Source organism: Bacillus sp. FSL M8-0025 (assembly GCF_037975475.1).
GTDB lineage: Bacteria > Bacillota > Bacilli > Bacillales > Bacillaceae > Bacillus > Bacillus subtilis.
Map to the genome: position 1 here is coordinate 1,590,195 of NZ_CP150258.1, position 18,202 is coordinate 1,608,396.

At 45.3% G+C, this 18,202-nt stretch carries 17 protein-coding genes; 16 read left to right on the top strand and 1 reads right to left on the bottom strand.

The genetic code is table 11. The annotated features are described in order from the left end of the window. Positions 1-11 precede the first annotated feature (11 nt). The 6 genes from cysP to sirC all read left to right on the top strand — a co-directional run bounded on the left by cysP (position 12) and on the right by sirC (position 5,008). Positions 12-1,076, top strand: coding sequence for a sulfate permease (gene cysP, locus MKX38_RS08305; protein ID WP_015252121.1), 1,065 nt, complete (start codon positions 12-14; stop codon positions 1,074-1,076). A 48-nt stretch (positions 1,077-1,124) separates the two neighbouring features. Next, positions 1,125-2,273 carry a sulfate adenylyltransferase gene (gene sat, locus MKX38_RS08310; protein WP_014479751.1) on the top strand — a complete coding sequence of 383 codons (1,149 nt, stop codon included), beginning with the start codon at positions 1,125-1,127 and terminating at the stop codon, positions 2,271-2,273. 12 nt (positions 2,274-2,285) lie between these two features. Beyond that, a complete protein-coding gene (gene cysC, locus MKX38_RS08315) occupies positions 2,286-2,879 on the top strand; it encodes an adenylyl-sulfate kinase (protein WP_015252120.1) in 594 nt (197 codons plus the stop codon). Between the two features lie 98 nt (positions 2,880-2,977). Beyond that, positions 2,978-3,751, top strand: coding sequence for a uroporphyrinogen-III C-methyltransferase (gene cobA / locus MKX38_RS08320; RefSeq protein ID WP_230488516.1), 774 nt, complete (start codon positions 2,978-2,980; stop codon positions 3,749-3,751). Positions 3,752-3,753: 2 nt separating this feature from the next. Then, on the top strand, positions 3,754-4,539 hold the full coding sequence (gene sirB, locus MKX38_RS08325; protein WP_167408145.1) for a sirohydrochlorin chelatase: 786 nt from the start codon (positions 3,754-3,756) through the stop codon (positions 4,537-4,539). Continuing rightward, positions 4,520-5,008 carry a precorrin-2 dehydrogenase gene (sirC, locus tag MKX38_RS08330; RefSeq protein WP_015715866.1) on the top strand — a complete coding sequence of 163 codons (489 nt, stop codon included), beginning with the start codon at positions 4,520-4,522 and terminating at the stop codon, positions 5,006-5,008. The genes sirB and sirC overlap by 20 nt, the downstream gene beginning before the upstream one ends. Positions 5,009-5,047: 39 nt before the next feature. On the opposite strand, the gene rqcH is transcribed toward sirC, so the two are convergent. After that, a complete protein-coding gene (gene rqcH / locus MKX38_RS08335) occupies positions 5,048-6,760 on the bottom strand; it encodes a tRNA modification protein RqcH (protein WP_339189167.1) in 1,713 nt (570 codons plus the stop codon). Positions 6,761-6,881: 121 nt separating this feature from the next. Between rqcH and MKX38_RS08340 the strand changes: the two genes are divergently transcribed. The 10 genes from MKX38_RS08340 (at position 6,882) to rsmB (ending at position 18,201) form a co-directional block, all read left to right on the top strand. Beyond that, positions 6,882-9,554 (top strand): calcium-translocating P-type ATPase, SERCA-type, encoded by a 2,673-nt coding sequence (locus MKX38_RS08340; RefSeq protein WP_339189170.1) that lies wholly within the window; start codon positions 6,882-6,884, stop codon positions 9,552-9,554. Positions 9,555-9,636: 82 nt separating this feature from the next. Then, positions 9,637-10,512 (top strand): YicC/YloC family endoribonuclease, encoded by an 876-nt coding sequence (locus MKX38_RS08345; protein WP_015252115.1) that lies wholly within the window; start codon positions 9,637-9,639, stop codon positions 10,510-10,512. Between the two features lie 76 nt (positions 10,513-10,588). After that, positions 10,589-10,858, top strand: a complete 270-nt coding sequence (gene remA, locus MKX38_RS08350) for an extracellular matrix/biofilm regulator RemA (protein ID WP_003154355.1) — start codon at positions 10,589-10,591, stop codon at positions 10,856-10,858. A 7-nt stretch (positions 10,859-10,865) separates the two neighbouring features. Then, a complete protein-coding gene (gmk, locus tag MKX38_RS08355) occupies positions 10,866-11,480 on the top strand; it encodes a guanylate kinase (protein WP_003232083.1) in 615 nt (204 codons plus the stop codon). 3 nt (positions 11,481-11,483) lie between these two features. Further along, the gene (rpoZ, locus tag MKX38_RS08360) at positions 11,484-11,687 is read left to right on the top strand and encodes a DNA-directed RNA polymerase subunit omega (RefSeq protein WP_003221520.1); all 204 of its coding nucleotides are present in this window, start codon (positions 11,484-11,486) and stop codon (positions 11,685-11,687) included. 82 nt (positions 11,688-11,769) lie between these two features. Beyond that, a complete protein-coding gene (coaBC, locus tag MKX38_RS08365) occupies positions 11,770-12,990 on the top strand; it encodes a bifunctional phosphopantothenoylcysteine decarboxylase/phosphopantothenate--cysteine ligase CoaBC (RefSeq protein ID WP_015252114.1) in 1,221 nt (406 codons plus the stop codon). Further along, positions 12,987-15,404, top strand: a complete 2,418-nt coding sequence (gene priA, locus MKX38_RS08370; RefSeq protein WP_003232079.1) for a primosomal protein N' — start codon at positions 12,987-12,989, stop codon at positions 15,402-15,404. Before coaBC ends, priA begins: the two co-directional genes overlap by 4 nt. Before the next feature lie 26 nt (positions 15,405-15,430). Then, positions 15,431-15,913, top strand: coding sequence for a peptide deformylase (def, locus tag MKX38_RS08375; RefSeq protein WP_015383630.1), 483 nt, complete (start codon positions 15,431-15,433; stop codon positions 15,911-15,913). 4 nt (positions 15,914-15,917) lie between these two features. After that, positions 15,918-16,871 (top strand): methionyl-tRNA formyltransferase, encoded by a 954-nt coding sequence (gene fmt, locus MKX38_RS08380; protein ID WP_029317789.1) that lies wholly within the window; start codon positions 15,918-15,920, stop codon positions 16,869-16,871. Further along, positions 16,858-18,201, top strand: coding sequence for a 16S rRNA (cytosine(967)-C(5))-methyltransferase RsmB (gene rsmB, locus MKX38_RS08385; RefSeq protein ID WP_015252111.1), 1,344 nt, complete (start codon positions 16,858-16,860; stop codon positions 18,199-18,201). The genes fmt and rsmB overlap by 14 nt, the downstream gene beginning before the upstream one ends. Position 18,202: the final 1 nt, after the last annotated feature.

An 18,202-nucleotide genomic window follows, 5' to 3' on the forward strand; every position in this document is an offset into this window, starting at 1 on the left:
GGAGCTGCAAAATGGAATTAGCCGCTATTTTATTTAGCTTGTTTTTCGCGATGAATATTGGTGCAAGCGGTGCTGCAGCTTCGATGGGGGTTGCTTACGGCTCCGGAGCCATCAAAAAGAAAACCTACGCTTTGATCCTATGCGCAGTCGGTGTCTTTGCCGGGGCGGTCATTGGCGGAGGCGAGGTTGTAAAAACAATCAGCTCCGGCATTATTCCTGAGCAGACGATTACACTGACGATTGTTTGCATCATTATTGGAGCTGCTGCCCTGTCGCTCTTTACTGCTAATCTGCTCGGCATTCCTTTGTCGACAAGTGAAGTAACAGTCGGCGCGGTTGTCGGCGTGGGAGTGGCTTATAAAGTATTGTTTGTGAACAATCTTCTGATCATTGTGTCATTTTGGGTTTTTGTCCCGCTGTTCGCTTTCGGCTTCACCTATTTCGTATCTAAGCTGTTTCGTTATTTTAAGATTGAAGTAAAATCTTCTAAAAAACAAAAAATCCTCGGCATTGTTTTGTTAGTTGCCGGATTTTTCGAAGCATTCTCTGCCGGCATGAATAACGTGGCGAATGCTGTTGGCCCGTTAGTAGCTGCCGATGTGCTTGATGTCGGAAAAGGAACCTTGTATGGAGGAGCTTTTGTTGCTCTTGGCGCACTGTTATTAGGCCGGCGTGTGCTAGAAACAAACGGGAAGAAAATTACGAGATTCTCCAAAGGGGAAGGCATTCTCTTATCCGGTACAGGAGCAGGACTTGTGATCATCAGTTCTGTATTTGGGATGCCGGTACCCTTGGCGCAAGTCACGTCATCGTCTATTATCGGAATAGGCATGGCAAAAAACGGTCCGAACGTGTTCCATAAACAAGTTGTTCAAACGATGCTGAAGGTATGGATCGTATCGCCGTTTTTATCTTTATCGATTTCTTATCTGCTTGTATCCTTGTTTTTAAAAGCAGATTATTATTCGATCTTTATCATGGTAAGTGTGCTTTTAGCGGCGGGCGGTGCCATCAGCCTGACAAAGGCCATTCGTAAAGAGAGACGCTCAGTCCACGAACAAGGCGGGGGAATCTGATCATTAATCTGAGTAATTTTATAAGTTAACTAGGAGGAGATGGATATTATGAGCTTAGCACCACACGGAGGAACATTAGTAAACAGAGTAGATGAATCATATGATGTGAGCGGCATTCAAAAAGAAATTGAACTTGATTTAATTTCTTTTGCGGATTTGGAATTGATCGGTATCGGTGCATACAGCCCGATTGAAGGTTTCTTTAATGAAAAAGATTACGTATCTGTAGTCGAAAACATGCGTCTTTCTTCCGGCGTTGTCTGGTCTCTTCCGATCACGCTTCCGGTCGATGCGCAAAAAGCAGCGGAACTGTCACTTGGTGAAACGGTAAAGTTAACGTATGAAGGAGAAACATACGGCGTTATCCAAATCGAAGACCTGTATGTGCCTGACAAACAAAAAGAAGCTGTCAATGTGTACAAAACAGATGAACAGGAGCATCCTGGTGTTAAAAAGCTGTTCAGCCGCGGCAATACATATGTCGGCGGGCCGATTACGTTGATTAAAAAAGCTTCAAAACAGTTCCCTGAATTTACATTTGAACCGTTAGAAACGAGACGCCAGTTTGCGGAAAAAGGCTGGGAAACCATTGTCGGTTTCCAAACAAGAAACCCTGTTCACAGAGCGCATGAATACATTCAAAAAACGGCTCTTGAAACAGTAGACGGCTTGTTCTTGAATCCGTTAGTAGGTGAAACAAAATCTGATGACATTCCAGCTGATGTACGGATGGAAAGCTACCAAGTGCTTCTTGATCATTATTACCCGAAAGATCGCGTTTTCCTTGGTGTCTTTTTAGCGGCGATGCGTTATGCAGGCCCGAGAGAAGCAATTTTCCATGCGCTTGTCAGAAAGAACTACGGCTGCACACATTTCATCGTCGGCCGTGATCATGCAGGTGTAGGTGACTATTACGGAACATACGAAGCACAGGAGCTGTTTGACACATTTAAACCTGAAGAACTCGGGATTACGCCGCTGAAATTTGAGCACAGCTTCTTCTGTAAAAAATGCGGAAATATGGGAACAGCGAAAACATGCCCTCATGGCAGAGAGCATCACGTCATTTTATCAGGCACTAAGGTAAGAGGTATGCTGAGAGACGGTGTGCTGCCGCCTGCTGAATTCAGTCGAAAAGAAGTCGTAGAAGTGTTAATCAAAGGGATGAAGAAAAAAGAAGAAGTAGGCGTATCTTAAGGAGGACTGGCAGTGACAAATCGCGATATTGTATGGCATGAAGCCTCTATCACAAAAGAAGAGTACCAGCAAAAAAACAAGCATAAAAGCTCCATTCTCTGGCTGACAGGGTTAAGCGGCTCAGGCAAATCAACGATTGCCAACGCCGCTGCGAGAGAATTGTTTGAGCAAGGCTACCAAGTGATTGTGCTGGACGGGGATAATATCCGTCACGGCTTAAATAAGGATCTTGGTTTTTCTGATGAAGACCGAAAAGAAAACATCCGCCGAATCGGAGAGGTGGCAAAGCTTTTTGTTCAGCAGGGAACCATTGTGATTACTGCTTTTATCTCTCCTTTCCGCGAGGACAGACAACAGGTTCGCGAGCTTGTGGAAGCGGGCGAATTTAATGAAGTCTACATTAAATGCGACCTTGATATTTGTGAACAAAGAGATCCGAAAGGGCTTTACAAAAAAGCAAGAAACGGCGAGATTCCGTTTTTTACAGGAATTGATTCTCCTTATGAAGAACCGGAAGCTCCAGAGCTCGTTCTTGATTCAGGACAGCATGACCGTGAAGCGTGTAAAAATCAGCTGATCGAGTTTGTTAAACAAAAATTGAGCTGAATATGATCTGCTGCGTTCTTCTCAGATGCCGGAATGCAAGCGAGAACATCATCACAGCGAATGCTCTGGAAGAACTCGAATAGATCGGGGGAAATACGATGGGGAAAGTATATATTGTAGGAGCGGGTCCTGGTGACCCTGATCTGCTGACAATTAAAGCGCTGAAAGCCATTGAAAAAGCTGATGTCATCTTATATGACAGATTAGTAAATAAAGAGATTTTACAATATGCCAAAGAGCAAGCAGACCTGATCTACTGCGGGAAGCTTCCAGATTTTCATACGATGAAGCAGGAAACCATCAATCGATTTCTTGTGAAGTATGCGCAAAAAGGGAAAATGGTTGTCAGACTGAAAGGCGGAGACCCTTTTGTGTTCGGCAGAGGAGGGGAAGAAGCGGAATGCCTCTCTGAAAATGGAATTCCGTTTGAAATCATCCCCGGCATTACGTCTGGAATCGCGGCAGCCGCTTATGCCGGGATTCCTGTTACTCATCGGGAGGCGGGCTCTAACGTCGCTTTTGTAACGGGTCATTATAAAAAAGAAGAAAATTTTGAGGAAAAGTGGAAAGCGCTGGCTACAGGAATTGATACACTTGTCATCTATATGGGTATCAAAAACGTGCAGCAGATTGAAAGAAAACTCCTTGAAAACGGCCGGGACGGTTCTACGCCGGCAGCCTTTATTCATTGGGGAACAACGGACAAGCAAAAATCTGTTTTTTGTACAGTTGACACCCTTTCAGAAACAGTGGTAAAAGAAAACATTACAAATCCGAGTTTAATTGTCATTGGAAATGTTGTAAATTATCACTATAAGCTGGAATGGTTTGAATCTGAACTGAAAAAACAAGATTTAAGCGAGGCGTTGTAAAAATGAAACAAGCAATTTTATATGTCGGCCACGGCAGCCGGGTCAAAAAAGCACAGCAAGAAGCCGCAGCCTTTTTGGAAGGATGCAAGGCCCACATCTCTGTGCCAGTACAAGAAATCAGCTTTTTAGAGCTTCAGGAGCCGACAATTGAGACAGGATTTGAAGCATGTGTGAAGCAAGGCGCCACTCATATCACAGTGGTGCCTCTGCTTCTTTTAACAGCTGCGCATGCAAAACATGATATTCCGGAAGAAATTGCCCGTGTTGCATCCCGATATCCGTCAGTCCGCATTTCATACGGAAAGCCGATCGGGATTGACGAAGAAGTAGTCAAGGCTGTATATCACCGAATGAAAGACATAGGTGTTCCATATGAAAATGCCAGAGTGGTACTCATCGGAAGGGGAAGTTCAGATCCAGATGTCAAAAGAGACGTAACCGGTATTGCTAATCTTCTTCAGGAAATGATTCCAGTCAAGGAAGTCATTCCGTGCTTTTTGACAGCATGCGGCCCTAATTACAAAGAGGTTTTTTCAGAACTTAAAAAAGATGACGGCATAACAACCTTTATCGTTCCATATTTGCTTTTTACGGGTATGCTGATGAATGAAATCGAACGAGAGGTTCAGAAATTAAAAGCCCATAATCCGAACGTCTACCTCTCTTCCTATATCGGTTTTCATCCTCATGTGAAAAACGCATTTTTGAACCGTGTGAGAGAAACTGCGGCAAATTCTGAGGGACAATTTGATTTTGATGGAGGTTCATATGCTTCCGCTGCACATTAGCCTGGAAAAGAAGAAGGTTGTGATTGCGGGGGGCGGAAGCATCGCTCTCAGAAGGCTGAAAACGGTGATTTCTGAGGGAGCTGATATAACGCTTGTCAGTCCGGATGTGGAACCGGAAATCAAGCAAATGGCAGAAGAGCGGCGTATCAAATGGGAAAAACGGACAATTGAAAAAGAAGATTATCTCAATGCTTTCTTCATTATTGCTGCGACGGATAATGCGGCAGTGAACAAAGAAATTGCCCAATCCGCTTCGCCTTTTCAGCTTGTCAATTGTGTCAGTGACGCTGAGCTTGGCAATGTATATATGCCGAAAATCGTAAAAAGAGGGCATGTCACTGTGTCTGTTTCTACTAGCGGAGCCAGTCCAAAGCACACGAAAGAGCTTGCTGAAAACGTGGATAAGCTGATTGACGGCGATTTTGTTGCTGAAGTGAACAGGCTTTATCAGGTGAGAAGAAAGAAATAAGCCAGAGCATACAAATGCTCTGGCTTTTCTTTATGCGGCTCAGCTTTTTTTGAGCTTGATGACAGTATCAGCATCAGGCGTGACAAAGACGGTATGCTGGCTGTCATAGGTGACGAAACCGGGTTTCGCGCCGTTTGGTTTTTTGACATGTCTGATTTTTGTATAATCTACAGGCACTGAACTTGAATCTTTAGCTTTTGAAAAATAAGCTGCAATTGTCGCGGCTTCCATGATTGTTTGCTCATCCGGTTCGCTGCTTCTGATCACAACGTGGGAGCCTGGAATGTCCTTCGTGTGAAGCCAGATATCGTCTCTGGCCGCCACTCTTGTCGTTAAATATTCATTTTGACGATTGTTCTTACCCACTAAAATTGTCAACCCTGAGGTGGATTCATATGTTTCTAACACCGGATTGTGCGGTTTTTGCTTTTTCTGGCCTTTTTGCTGCTTAGGGCGTAAATATTTGCCCTCAACAAGCTCTTCCCTGATTTCGCTGATATCCCGGGGAGAAGCGGACGAAAGCTGCTGAATCAGCTGATCAAAATATTCGATCTCTTCCTGTGCCAGCCTGATTTGCTCCTCGACAACTGCGACCGAATTTTTCGCTTTCTGATACTTCGTGAAATAGGCCTGTGCGTTTTCAGAAGGCGTTTTGTTCGGGTTTAAAGGAATCGTGATTGTCGGGCTTTCTTCATCATAATAATTGATGACCTCAGCCTGTTTATCACCTTTTTTCAGCATATATAAATTAGCGGTTAAAAGCTCTCCGTAAAGCTGAAATTCCTTCGCGTTTTCCGAATACTCCAGGGTTTTCTCTAATTTTTTGATTTTGTTGGCATTCTTCTTCCGTTCGTTCACAACAAAACGCTCAAGATCCTGAGCCTGTTGCTTGACCCGGTCTCGTTCAGCTTTTCCGAAATAAAAACGGTCGAGCAGTTCGCTTAATGAATCAAAACGGCGCGCTTCGCCCTTTAGATGAGTCAGCTCCAGTAAATAAAAATATTCCTTTCCGTTTACAGTCGTAATGTTGGGAATGAAACGGTGCTCTTTCACTTCGGCAAACAGTGCCAGCAACGCTTTTGGCAGTGTGACTTTGTTGGCAAGGCCTGCTCTGTGAACCGCTTCTTTGGCGAAAAGCGGAGACACGCCTGAAAAGTGGTCGACAATTTGTTTATCAAGCCTTCCTTCTTGAAAGCTGAGGTGACGCAAAATATCATCTTCTGACGCCTCAAGAGGCGATATTTTGTCCTGAGCAGGCGGAAGCTTATAATCTTGGCCGGGCAGTACTGTACGGTAGCTGTTCATTGACGGTGATAAATGCTTAAGTCCGTCGATGATCACATTTTCTGCTGCGTCAGTCAAAATGATATTGCTGTGGCGGCCCATAATTTCTACATAAAGCTTTCGTACGGTTTCATCGCCAATTTCGTTTCGGCTTTTGATATGAAAAATCATAATGCGGTCTAAGTCCGCTTGTTCAATTTTCTCAATGAATCCGCCTTCGATATGCTTTCTCAGCAACATGCAAAACATTGGCGGTTCGCTTGGATTTTCATAAGCTTGTGCCGTGATATGCACCCGTGAATAGCTCGGATGTGCCGATAATAATAGTTTTTGGTTTTTTCCCTTGGCACGGATGTGGAAAATCACATCGTGCTTATATGGCTGATGGATTTTTGTAATTCGTCCGCCCATTATTTTCTCGTTAAGTTCGTGTGTCATTCCGTATGTAAACATGCCATCAAACGACATATGCAATACACCCTCTCATTCTTCCTGCATTCGATAATTATAGCATGAAATGGGACGAGTCAGAATAAGCATGCTTATAGAGTGATATCTCTATAAGAGAGCAGGGGAGTGGACGAGCGGAATGAAGTTTCATGAAATGGGACAAACAGATTTACTAGAGGCAACCAATACGTCCATGAAACAAGGATTAACAGAAAAAGAGGTAAAAAAACGCCTTGACAAGCATGGACCAAACGAGCTGCAAGAAGGGAAAAAAACTTCAGCGCTTCTCTTGTTTTTCGCGCAGTTCAAAGATTTTATGGTGCTTGTGCTTCTGGCGGCAACGTTAATCTCAGGTTTTCTTGGTGAATATGTAGATGCGGTTGCGATTATTGCGATTGTGTTTGTGAATGGCATACTCGGTTTCTTTCAAGAAAGGCGTGCTGAGCAATCTCTTCAGGCTTTAAAAGAGCTTTCAACACCGCACGTCATGGCACTCAGGGAAGGAAGCTGGACAAAGATTCCTTCTAAGGAACTGGTGCCGGGTGATATTGTGAAATTTACGAGCGGGGACAGAATTGGCGCAGACGTTCGAATTTTTGAAGCGAGAAGCCTTGAAATAGAAGAATCAGCGCTAACCGGGGAATCAATCCCGGTTGTGAAGCATGCTGATAAATTGAAAAAACCGGATGTTTCACTTGGCGATATTACCAATATGGCATTTATGGGTACGATTGTGACCCGCGGCAGCGGTGTGGGGGTTGTCGTCGGGACAGGAATGAATACGGCTATGGGGAAAATTGCCGACATGCTTGAATCAGCAGGGACATTGTCAACCCCGCTGCAAAGAAGACTGGAGCAGCTCGGGAAGATTTTGATTGTTGTTGCATTGCTTCTGACCGTACTTGTCGTTGCTGTCGGTGTTATTCAGGGTCATGATCTGTACAGTATGTTTTTAGCAGGTGTCTCGTTAGCGGTAGCCGCTATTCCGGAGGGGCTGCCGGCGATTGTGACAGTGGCGCTTTCGCTTGGTGTACAGAGGATGATTAAACAAAAATCCATTGTTAGAAAGCTTCCTGCTGTTGAAACGCTTGGGTGTGCGTCTATCATTTGTTCAGATAAAACAGGGACAATGACCCAAAACAAAATGACGGTGACACATGTCTGGTCCGGAGGGAAAACATGGAGAGTGGCAGGGGCCGGCTATGAACCGAAAGGAAGCTTCACACTAAACGAAAAAGAGATCAGTGTCAATGAACATAAGCCGCTTCAGCAGATGCTTCTGTTCGGAGCGCTTTGTAACAACTCCAATATTGAGAAAAGAGACGGCGAATATGTGCTTGACGGAGATCCGACAGAGGGAGCGCTGCTCACCGCGGCAAGAAAAGGCGGTTTTTCAAAGGAGTTTGTTGAATCAAACTACCGGGTGGTCGAAGAATTTCCGTTTGATTCTGCACGGAAAATGATGACTGTCATCGTAGAGGATCAAGACAGAAAGCGCTATATCATTACAAAAGGTGCACCGGATGTACTGATGCAGCGATCTTCCCGTATTTATTATGACGGCTCAGCGGCTCTTTTTTCAAATGAAAGAAAAGCAGAAACAGAGGCGGTATTAAGACATTTGGCATCACAGGCGCTCAGAACGATAGCGGTCGCCTACAGGCCGATAAAAGCAGGCGAAACACCGTCAATGGAGCAGGCGGAAAAAGATCTGACCATGCTTGGCCTTTCAGGTATCATTGATCCCCCGCGGCCGGAAGTCAGGCAGGCGATAAAAGAATGCCGTGAAGCAGGAATTAAGACCGTTATGATTACAGGTGATCATGTAGAAACCGCTAAAGCGATAGCGAAAGACTTGCGCCTCCTTCCGAAAAGCGGCAAAATCATGGACGGCAAGATGCTGAATGAACTTTCTCAAGAAGAGCTTTCTCATGTGGTGGAGGATGTGTATGTATTTGCCCGCGTTTCCCCTGAACATAAACTAAAAATCGTAAAAGCCTATCAGGAGAACGGGCATATTGTGGCGATGACGGGAGACGGCGTCAATGATGCTCCTGCCATTAAACAAGCTGATATCGGCGTCTCTATGGGCATTACCGGGACAGATGTGGCCAAAGAAGCATCATCTCTTGTTCTCGTGGATGATAATTTTGCGACGATTAAATCGGCGATAAAAGAAGGCAGGAACATCTACGAAAATATCAGGAAGTTTATCAGATACCTGCTGGCGTCTAACGTCGGAGAAATCCTTGTCATGCTGTTTGCGATGCTGCTCGCCCTTCCTTTACCGCTCGTTCCGATTCAGATTTTGTGGGTCAACTTGGTGACGGACGGATTGCCGGCAATGGCGCTCGGCATGGATCAGCCCGAAGGAGACGTCATGAAGCGCAAGCCCCGTCATCCGAAAGAAGGGGTATTTGCCCGCAAGCTAGGATGGAAGGTCGTTTCCAGAGGATTTTTAATCGGAGTTGCCACTATTTTAGCGTTTATCATTGTGTACCACCGCAATCCGGAAAACTTAGCTTATGCCCAGACGATCGCGTTTGCCACATTGGTGCTCGCTCAGCTTATTCACGTGTTTGACTGCCGCAGCGAAACTTCTGTTTTCTCTAGAAATCCGTTTCAAAACCTGTATTTAATCGGCGCGGTATTGTCATCCATTTTGCTGATGCTTGTAGTAATCTACTATCCGCCGCTTCAGCCGATTTTCCATACTGTAGCCATCACGCCGGGGGACTGGATGCTCGTCATCGGTATGTCCGCCATCCCTACTTTTTTGCTGGCGGGGTCACTTTTAACAAGAAAAAAATAAATTCATATGATATAATCTTAGGGGTAATAGCGTGTCTATTGCCCTTTTATTATGAGAACAGGGAAGAATTGGGTGTTTTAAAATGATACGAAGTATGACAGGCTTCGGCAGTGCAAGCAAAACACAAGACGATCTCTCTGTAAGCGTTGAACTTAAATCTGTGAACTACAGATTTAAAGAAGTGAACGCTCGTTTGCCAAGGCCTTTGCTATATTTTGAAGATAAGCTGAAACAGACCATTCTGCAGCATATTCAGCGCGGAAGAATTGAGCTTTTCGTATCTGTTGACAGCGATATGCTTGTTGAGAAAAGGCTTGAAATTGATTGGCCGCTGCTCGATGAGTTTGTCGCAGCCGCGAGAGATATGAAGAAGCGGTATCAATTGTCTGCAGAGCCCGATGTAATGGATTTCTTTAAGCTTGATCATGTCGTCCAGATTCATGAAGAACAGACGCAAAATGACAAGCTGGAGGCGTTGATCATCGATGCTGCAGAAGAAGCGGTAAAAGGTCTCTGTGAAATGCGTGAAAAAGAGGGGCTGCTCTTAGCGAAAGACTGCCTGATGCATATTGATCAGCTTGAAGAGCTGGTGAGAGAAACTGAATTGCTGGCTGCAGATGTCGTATCTCGTTACCGGGAACGGCTGTACGCCAGAATCAAAGAATGGACTGAAGACGTATTAGACGAGAGCCGGCTTGTAACAGAATGCGCTATTTTTGCAGACCGCTCTGATATCACTGAAGAGATTACAAGGCTGAAGAGCCACTTCGCCCAGTTTCGTGATATATTAGCTAGTGGCGGAGCTGTCGGGCGCAAACTCGACTTTCTTGTTCAGGAGCTCAATCGGGAAGCAAATACGATCGGCTCAAAAGCAAATGATCATCAGATCACAAAGCTTGTCGTTGAAATGAAAAGTTCTATTGAAAAAATAAAAGAACAAGTGCAAAATATAGAATAGTGACTGTGCGTATTGTTTACAGACGGTCTTACTAGGCTAAACTAGAGACGTCTATTTTACAGGGGGAACGTAGAAGATGACGATTAAACTGATTAATATCGGATTTGGCAATATCATCTCCGCCAATCGGATGATTTCGATTGTCAGCCCGGAGTCTGCGCCAATCAAACGGATGATTCAGGATGCAAGAGACCGCGGAATGCTAATTGACGCTACATACGGACGAAGAACCCGTGCAGTTGTCGTCATGGATAGTGATCACATTATCTTATCTGCCGTCCAGCCTGAGACAGTTGCACACAGACTTTCTGTTAAAGAAGAAATTATGGATGAAGGGCAGGGGTAATTGCCGCATGAAAGAAAGAGGGTTATTAATCGTTCTCTCAGGTCCCTCAGGAGTTGGTAAAGGAACGGTTCGACAAGCGATCTTTTCGCAGGAAGACACAAAATTTGAATATTCGATTTCAGTAACCACAAGAAGTCCAAGAGAGGGCGAAGTGAACGGAGTCGATTATTTTTTCAAAACAAGAGACGAATTCGAACAAATGATTGCGGACAACAAGCTGCTTGAATGGGCAGAGTATGTCGGCAATTATTACGGCACGCCAGTCGATTATGTTGAACAGACGCTTCAAGATGGAAAAGACGTCTTTTTAGAAATTGAAGTTCAAGGGGCTCTTCAAGTGAGAAATGCTTTCCCGGAAGGCCTGTTTATTTTCCTTGCGCCTCCAAGCCTTTCTGAACTGAAAAACAGAATCGTGACACGAGGCACAGAAACAGACGCTCTGATTGAAAATCGAATGAAAGCCGCAAAAGCTGAGATCGAAATGATGGATGCTTATGACTATGTCGTTGAAAACGATAATGTCGAAACGGCTTGCGATAAAATCAAAGCAATCGTTCTTGCTGAACATTTGAAGCGTGAACGCGTTGCACCAAGATATAAGAAAATGCTGGAGGTTGAATAATCAATGTTAGATCCGTCAATTGATTCTTTAATGAATAAATTAGATTCAAAATATACGCTGGTGACTGTTTCTGCGAGACGCGCACGTGAAATGCAAATCAAAAAAGACCAAATGATTGAACATACGATTTCACACAAATATGTAGGCAAAGCTTTAGAAGAAATTGATGCAGGCCTGCTTTCGTTTGAAAAGGAAGACCGCGAATAGTAGCACAAGTAGCAACCTATATCACATGTAGGTTGTTATTTTTTTCCGTGCGGTTTTGTAAAGTGCAGAGGGGGAGAATTCATTGCTAAACAATCGAAATGTGTTACTTTGCGTGAGCGGAGGCATCGCTGTTTATAAAGCCTGTGCGTTAACGAGCAAGCTGGTTCAGGCAGGGGCAAATGTCAAAGTGATTATGACTGAATCCGCTTGCCGATTCGTTTCACCGCTGACATTTCAGGCATTGAGCCGCCACGAAGTCTATACAGATACATTTAAAGAACAAAATCCAAGCGTTATTTCTCATATTGATGCTGCAGACTGGGCCGACTTGATTATCGTAGCGCCGGCTACGGCTAATGTGATTGGAAAACTGGCAAACGGCATCGCTGATGATATGCTGACGACAACATTGTTGGCAGCAACGGCTCCCGTTTGGATCGCGCCGGCGATGAACGTTCATATGTATGACCACCCGGCAGTCAAACGAAACATTTCTGTTCTTTATCAGGACGGTTATCGTTTTATTGAGCCAAGTGAGGGCTATTTAGCATGCGGTTACGTAGGAAAAGGCAGATTGGAAGAGCCGGAAAACATCGTAAAGCTGGCCGAAAAACATTTTGCTGAAGAAACATCCGCTCCTTTAGAAGGCAAGCATGTGGTCATTACAGCCGGCCCAACGCGGGAAGCGATTGATCCTGTCCGGTTTTTTACCAATAAATCGACGGGCAAAATGGGCTACGCACTAGCGGAGGCTGCTGTTCAGCTCGGCGCACGGGTAACCTTAATTTCTGGGCCTGTTTCACTTGATCAGCCTAAAGGCCTTGCTGAGTTTATCCCTGTTCAATCGGCTGCGGATATGCGCGAAGCTGTGCTCTCTGTGTATGACGCAAGCGATATAGTCATTAAAACAGCTGCGGTAGCCGATTTTACGCCGAAAACAGTATTTGACCATAAAATGAAAAAACAAGACGGCGGCATGACCTTAGAACTGAAAAGAACAGTCGATATTTTGAAAGAATTGGGCGAGAAAAAGAAAGAGCAGATTTTGGTCGGATTTGCCGCCGAAACACAAGACATTGAACACTATGCACGTAAAAAGCTCGCCGCTAAAAACCTTGATTTGATTGTGGCAAATGATGTGAAAGCAAATGGGGCCGGTTTTGGTGCTGATACGAATATCGTGACAATCTTTTTCAAAGACGGGCATAAACGCGAACTCCCGATTATGTCTAAGCTCGATGTTTCTTTTGAAATCCTTCAGGAGATCGCAGCCCTCTCAAAACAAACCGGAGAGCGCTCATGAATTTTGCAGAAGTCATCGTTGATGTCAGCACCAAAAATATAGACAGGCCTTTTGATTATAAAATCCCAGACCATCTGAAGGGCATGATCAAAACGGGGATGCGGGTCATTGTTCCGTTTGGCCCCCGTAAGATTCAAGGGTTTGTGACAGCAGTCAAAGAAGCATCTGACCTATCGGGAAAATCTGTCAAGGAAGTAGAGGATTTATTAGATCTTACACCTGTTCTGACAGAGGAGCTTATGATTCTGTCATCATGGCTGTCAGACAAAACGCTGTCTTTTAAAATAACGGCGCTTCAAGCAATGCTGCCTGCCGCCTTAAAGGCGAAATATGAAAAAGAATTAAAAATTGCACACGGAGCCGATCTTCCGCCGCAAGTGGAACGGCTGTTTTCTGAAACAAAGACGCTGCTGTATTCAGATATACCCGATCATGAGACGCTGAAACTGATTCAAAGGCATGTTCAAAAAGGGGACATTGACGTGACGTATAAAGTCGCGCAAAAAACCAATAAAAAAATGGTCAGGCATATTCAGGCAAATGCGAGTAAAGAAGAGCTTGCTAAGCAGGCTGAGGGATTGTCCCGCCAAGCAGCAAAACAGCAGGCGATTCTTCACTTTCTCATCTCTGAGCCGGAAGGTGTGAAAATTCCTGCGGCGGAATTGTGCAAAAAAACGGACACGAGCTCTGCAACCATCAAAACCCTTATCCAAAAAGGGCTTTTGAAGGAAAGCTATGAAGAGGTTTACAGAGATCCCTATCAGGACAAAATGTTCAAAAAAACAGAGCCCCTGCCGCTGACAGACGAACAGAGGGCTGCCTTCGAGCCCATACGCGAGACATTGGACAGCGATGAGCATAAAGTGTTCCTCCTTCACGGCGTGACAGGAAGCGGAAAAACGGAAATTTATCTGCAATCAATTGAAAAAGTACTGGCGAAAGGAAAAGAAGCCATCGTCCTCGTACCGGAAATATCGCTGACGCCGCAAATGGTCAACCGCTTCAAGGGCCGCTTCGGCTCCCAGGTGGCAGTCATGCACAGCGGTTTATCCACAGGAGAAAAATATGACGAGTGGCGTAAAATCCACCGGAAGGAAGTACGGCTTGTCGTCGGTGCCAGATCCGCCATTTTTGCTCCGTTTGAAAATCTCGGAATGATAATCATCGATGAAGAGCACGAGTCTTCCTATAAACAGGAAGAAATGCCGCGCTATCATGCGAAAGAGGTGGCAATCAAGCGGGCTGAGCATCACAGCTGCCCGGTTGTATTAGGGAGTGCTACGCCGACATTAGAATCATATGCTAGAGCGCAAAAGGGCGTATACGAGCTTCTTTCACTGAAGCACCGTGTTAACCATCGGGTGATGCCCGAGGTTTCGCTTGTCGATATGAGAGAGGAGCTTAGAAACGGCAATCGCTCGATGTTTTCAGTTGAATTGATGGAAAAGCTTGAAGAAACGATTGCCAAGGGTGAGCAGGCGGTGCTGTTTTTAAATAAGAGGGGCTATTCTTCCTTTGTGATGTGCAGGGATTGCGGCTATGTCCCGCAATGCCCGCACTGCGACATTTCCATGACGTATCATCGTTACGGCCAAAGGCTGAAATGCCATTATTGCGGACATGAAGAGCCTGTTCCGCACACTTGTCCTGAATGCGCAAGCGAGCATATCCGCTTTTTCGGAACGGGAACACAGCGAGTGGAGGAAGAGCTGACAAAAGTGCTGCCAAGTGCGAGGGTGATTCGGATGGATGTTGACACGACATCACGGAAAGGCGCCCATGAAAAATTACTGTCAGCTTTCGGAGAAGGAAAAGCGGATATTCTTCTCGGAACGCAAATGATCGCGAAAGGGCTTGATTTTCCGAATGTCACGCTTGTCGGAGTGTTAAGTGCTGATACAACACTTCATATTCCTGATTTCAGATCGGCTGAAAAAACATTTCAGCTGTTAACGCAAGTCAGCGGCCGGGCAGGCAGGCATGAAAAGCCCGGCCATGTCATCATTCAAACGTATACACCGTCTCATTACAGTATCCAGCTGACGAAAACACACGATTATGAAACGTTCTATCAGCATGAAATGGCGCACAGGAGAGAGCAATCCTATCCGCCATACTACTATTTGGCTCTTGTGACTGTTTCTCATGAGGAAGTGGCGAAAGCAGCGGTTACAGCTGAAAAGATCGCTCATTTTTTGAAAGCAAACTGCGGAGCTGACACGAAAATTCTCGGACCAAGCGCGTCGCCGATAGCCAGGATCAAAGATAGATATCGCTATCAATGCGTGATAAAATACAAACAGGAAACCCAGTTATCCGCTTTATTGAAGAAGATACTGGAACATTATAAACGCGAAATTGAACAAAAACATGTAATGATTTCAATTGATATGAATCCTTATATGATGATGTAAGATCTCACGTCTTGGAGGGTAACAAATTGGCAGTAAAAAAGGTCGTCACACATCCTGCGGAGGTTTTGGAAACACCTGCGGAAACCGTGACTGTTTTTGATAAAAAGCTAAAAAAACTGCTTGATGATATGTACGACACCATGCTTGAAATGGATGGTGTCGGACTGGCAGCGCCGCAAATCGGCATTTTAAAAAGAGCGGCCGTCGTAGATATCGGGGATGACAGAGGGAGAATTGATCTCGTTAATCCTGAAATTTTAGAAAAAAGCGGCGAGCAAACCGGAATTGAAGGATGCTTGAGCTTTCCTGGCGTCTATGGTGATGTCACACGTGCCGATTATGTCAAAGTGCGTGCGTTTAACCGTCAGGGAAAACCGTTCATTCTGGAAGCGCGAGGCTTTTTAGCAAGAGCCGTGCAGCATGAAATGGACCACTTAGACGGTGTGTTGTTTACATCTAAAATAAGTAAATACTATACAGAAGATGAACTAGCGGATATGGAAGGATGATTTGATGACGAGAATCGTATTTATGGGAACGCCGGATTTTTCAGTTCCTGTTTTAAGAACCCTGATTGAGGACGGATATGAAGTAGTGGGGGTCGTCACACAGCCGGACCGTCCGAAGGGCAGAAAAAAAGTCATGACACCTCCTCCGGTCAAGGAAGAGGCATTGCGTCACGGCATCCCGGTTCTTCAGCCGGAAAAAGTCAGATTGACAGAAGAAATTGAGAAAGTGCTGGCATTAAAGCCTGACCTGATTGTAACGGCGGCATTCGGACAAATTTTGCCTAAAGAGCTTCTCGACAGTCCAAAATACGGCTGCATTAACGTTCACGCATCCCTTTTGCCGGAACTGCGCGGCGGTGCTCCGATCCATTATTCCATTCTGCAGGGAAAGAAGAAAACTGGGGTTACCATTATGTATATGGTGGAAAAATTGGATGCGGGCGATATGATCTCAAAAGTGGAAGTGGACATTGAAGAAACCGACAATGTCGGAACACTGCACGATAAATTAAGCGTTGCTGGCGCGAAGCTATTGTCTGAAACGGTTCCAAACGTCATTGCCGGAAGCATATCACCTGAAAAGCAGGATGAAGAGAAAGCGACGTACGCGCCTAATATCAAAAGAGAGCAAGAGCTGCTCGACTGGTCCAGAACGGGCGAAGAGCTTTACAACCAGATCCGCGGCTTAAATCCATGGCCTGTTGCTTATACGACTCTAAACGGACAAAACTTGAAAGTGTGGGAATCGAAAAAAACACCCGCACCAACCAAAGCTGAGCCAGGCACAGTCGTTGCGGTTGAAAAGGAAGGGATTATCGTTGCCACAGGTAACGAGACGGCTCTGTTATTAACCGAACTCCAGCCGGCAGGCAAAAAACGAATGAAAGGCGAAGACTTTGTGCGAGGCGCTCATGTTGAAGCCGGTGATGTGTTAGGAGTAAACAATGAAAAAAACTAGTGTTCGTGACATCGCCCTTGAGGCGCTGATCAAATTAGAACAAAACCAGGCATACAGCAACCTGCTGCTGAAATCGGTCATTAAATCAAATGAACTGAGTGATCAGGACAGAGGGCTTTTGACTGAACTTGTCTATGGTACATTACAAAATAAGATCGCGCTTGATTATATGCTTAAACCGTTTATCAATAAGCCTCAAAAGGTAAAGCCGTGGGTGATTCAGCTTCTTCGCCTATCCTTATATCAAATGGAGTATTTGGAGAAGATTCCAGACAGGGCAGCCATTCATGAAGCGGTTGAGATTGCTAAAATCCGCGGACACAAAGGCATTGCTTCATTTGTCAACGGCGTGCTCCGTTCTATTCAGCGCGAAGGTGTTCCATCCTTTGACGCGATCGAAGATCCTGTCCGCCGGCTGGCGACAGAAACAAGCCATCCGGAATGGCTTGTGAAAGAGTGGGCGGATGCGTATGGATTTGAAGCTGCGGAAAAGATTTGCCGCATCCATCTCATTCCGCCGAAACAGACGCTGCGTGTCAATCAAATGAAAGCAGACAGAGCTGAGCTGCTTGACCAAATGGCTGCTGAGGGAATCGAAGTTGAAAAAGGCGACCTCGCTGAAGATGCTGTGAAGCTCTTAAAGGGAACAATTGCCGGAACTCATTTCTTCCAAAACGGCGAAGTTTCTATCCAGGATGAGAGCTCCATGCTCGTCGCCCGCGCCCTTGATCCTAAGTCAGATGAAACAGTGCTTGACGCGTGTGCGGCGCCTGGCGGAAAGTCGGCTCATATCGCAGAATTAATGAAGAACAAGGGGAGCGTTACGTCGCTTGATCTTCACAAACATAAAGTGAAGCTGATCAAAGAAGCGGCAGATCGGCTTGGCCTGACAATCATTCATGCGGAAACAATGGATGCTAGAAAAGCGGGGGAAACGTTTGAAAACGAACAGTTTGACCGAATATTGGTCGATGCCCCGTGCTCAGGTTTCGGTGTTATCAGAAGAAAGCCGGACATGAAATACACGAAAAAACCTGACGACAGCGCCCGTCTAGCTGAAATCCAGCTGTCGATCTTGAGGGAAATCGCACCATTAGTAAAAAAAGGTGGCACTCTTGTCTACAGTACGTGTACAATGGACCGGACAGAAAATGATGAAGTAATACATGCGTTTATACAAGAACATCCTGATTTTGAACCCGATTTGTCTCTTGAAAAGCGGCTGCCTGAAAAGGTGAGACCCTTTGTTCGGGATGGAAGGCTTCAAATCCTTCCTCATTATTTCGGAACAGATGGTTTCTTTATTTGCAGCATGAGAAAGAAGGGATAAG

Coding starts and splice junctions, on each gene's coding strand:
- cysP (WP_015252121.1), top strand. CDS start 12: ATGGAATTAGCCGCTATTTTATTTAGCTTGTTTTTCGCGATGAATATT.
- sat (WP_014479751.1), top strand. CDS start 1,125: ATGAGCTTAGCACCACACGGAGGAACATTAGTAAACAGAGTAGATGAA.
- cobA (WP_230488516.1), top strand. CDS start 2,978: ATGGGGAAAGTATATATTGTAGGAGCGGGTCCTGGTGACCCTGATCTG.
- sirB (WP_167408145.1), top strand. CDS start 3,754: ATGAAACAAGCAATTTTATATGTCGGCCACGGCAGCCGGGTCAAAAAA.
- sirC (WP_015715866.1), top strand. CDS start 4,520: ATGCTTCCGCTGCACATTAGCCTGGAAAAGAAGAAGGTTGTGATTGCG.
- rqcH (WP_339189167.1), bottom strand. CDS start 6,760: ATGTCGTTTGATGGCATGTTTACATACGGAATGACACACGAACTTAAC.
- MKX38_RS08340 (WP_339189170.1), top strand. CDS start 6,882: ATGAAGTTTCATGAAATGGGACAAACAGATTTACTAGAGGCAACCAAT.
- MKX38_RS08345 (WP_015252115.1), top strand. CDS start 9,637: ATGATACGAAGTATGACAGGCTTCGGCAGTGCAAGCAAAACACAAGAC.
- remA (WP_003154355.1), top strand. CDS start 10,589: ATGACGATTAAACTGATTAATATCGGATTTGGCAATATCATCTCCGCC.
- gmk (WP_003232083.1), top strand. CDS start 10,866: ATGAAAGAAAGAGGGTTATTAATCGTTCTCTCAGGTCCCTCAGGAGTT.
- rpoZ (WP_003221520.1), top strand. CDS start 11,484: ATGTTAGATCCGTCAATTGATTCTTTAATGAATAAATTAGATTCAAAA.
- priA (WP_003232079.1), top strand. CDS start 12,987: ATGAATTTTGCAGAAGTCATCGTTGATGTCAGCACCAAAAATATAGAC.
- fmt (WP_029317789.1), top strand. CDS start 15,918: ATGACGAGAATCGTATTTATGGGAACGCCGGATTTTTCAGTTCCTGTT.
- rsmB (WP_015252111.1), top strand. CDS start 16,858: ATGAAAAAAACTAGTGTTCGTGACATCGCCCTTGAGGCGCTGATCAAA.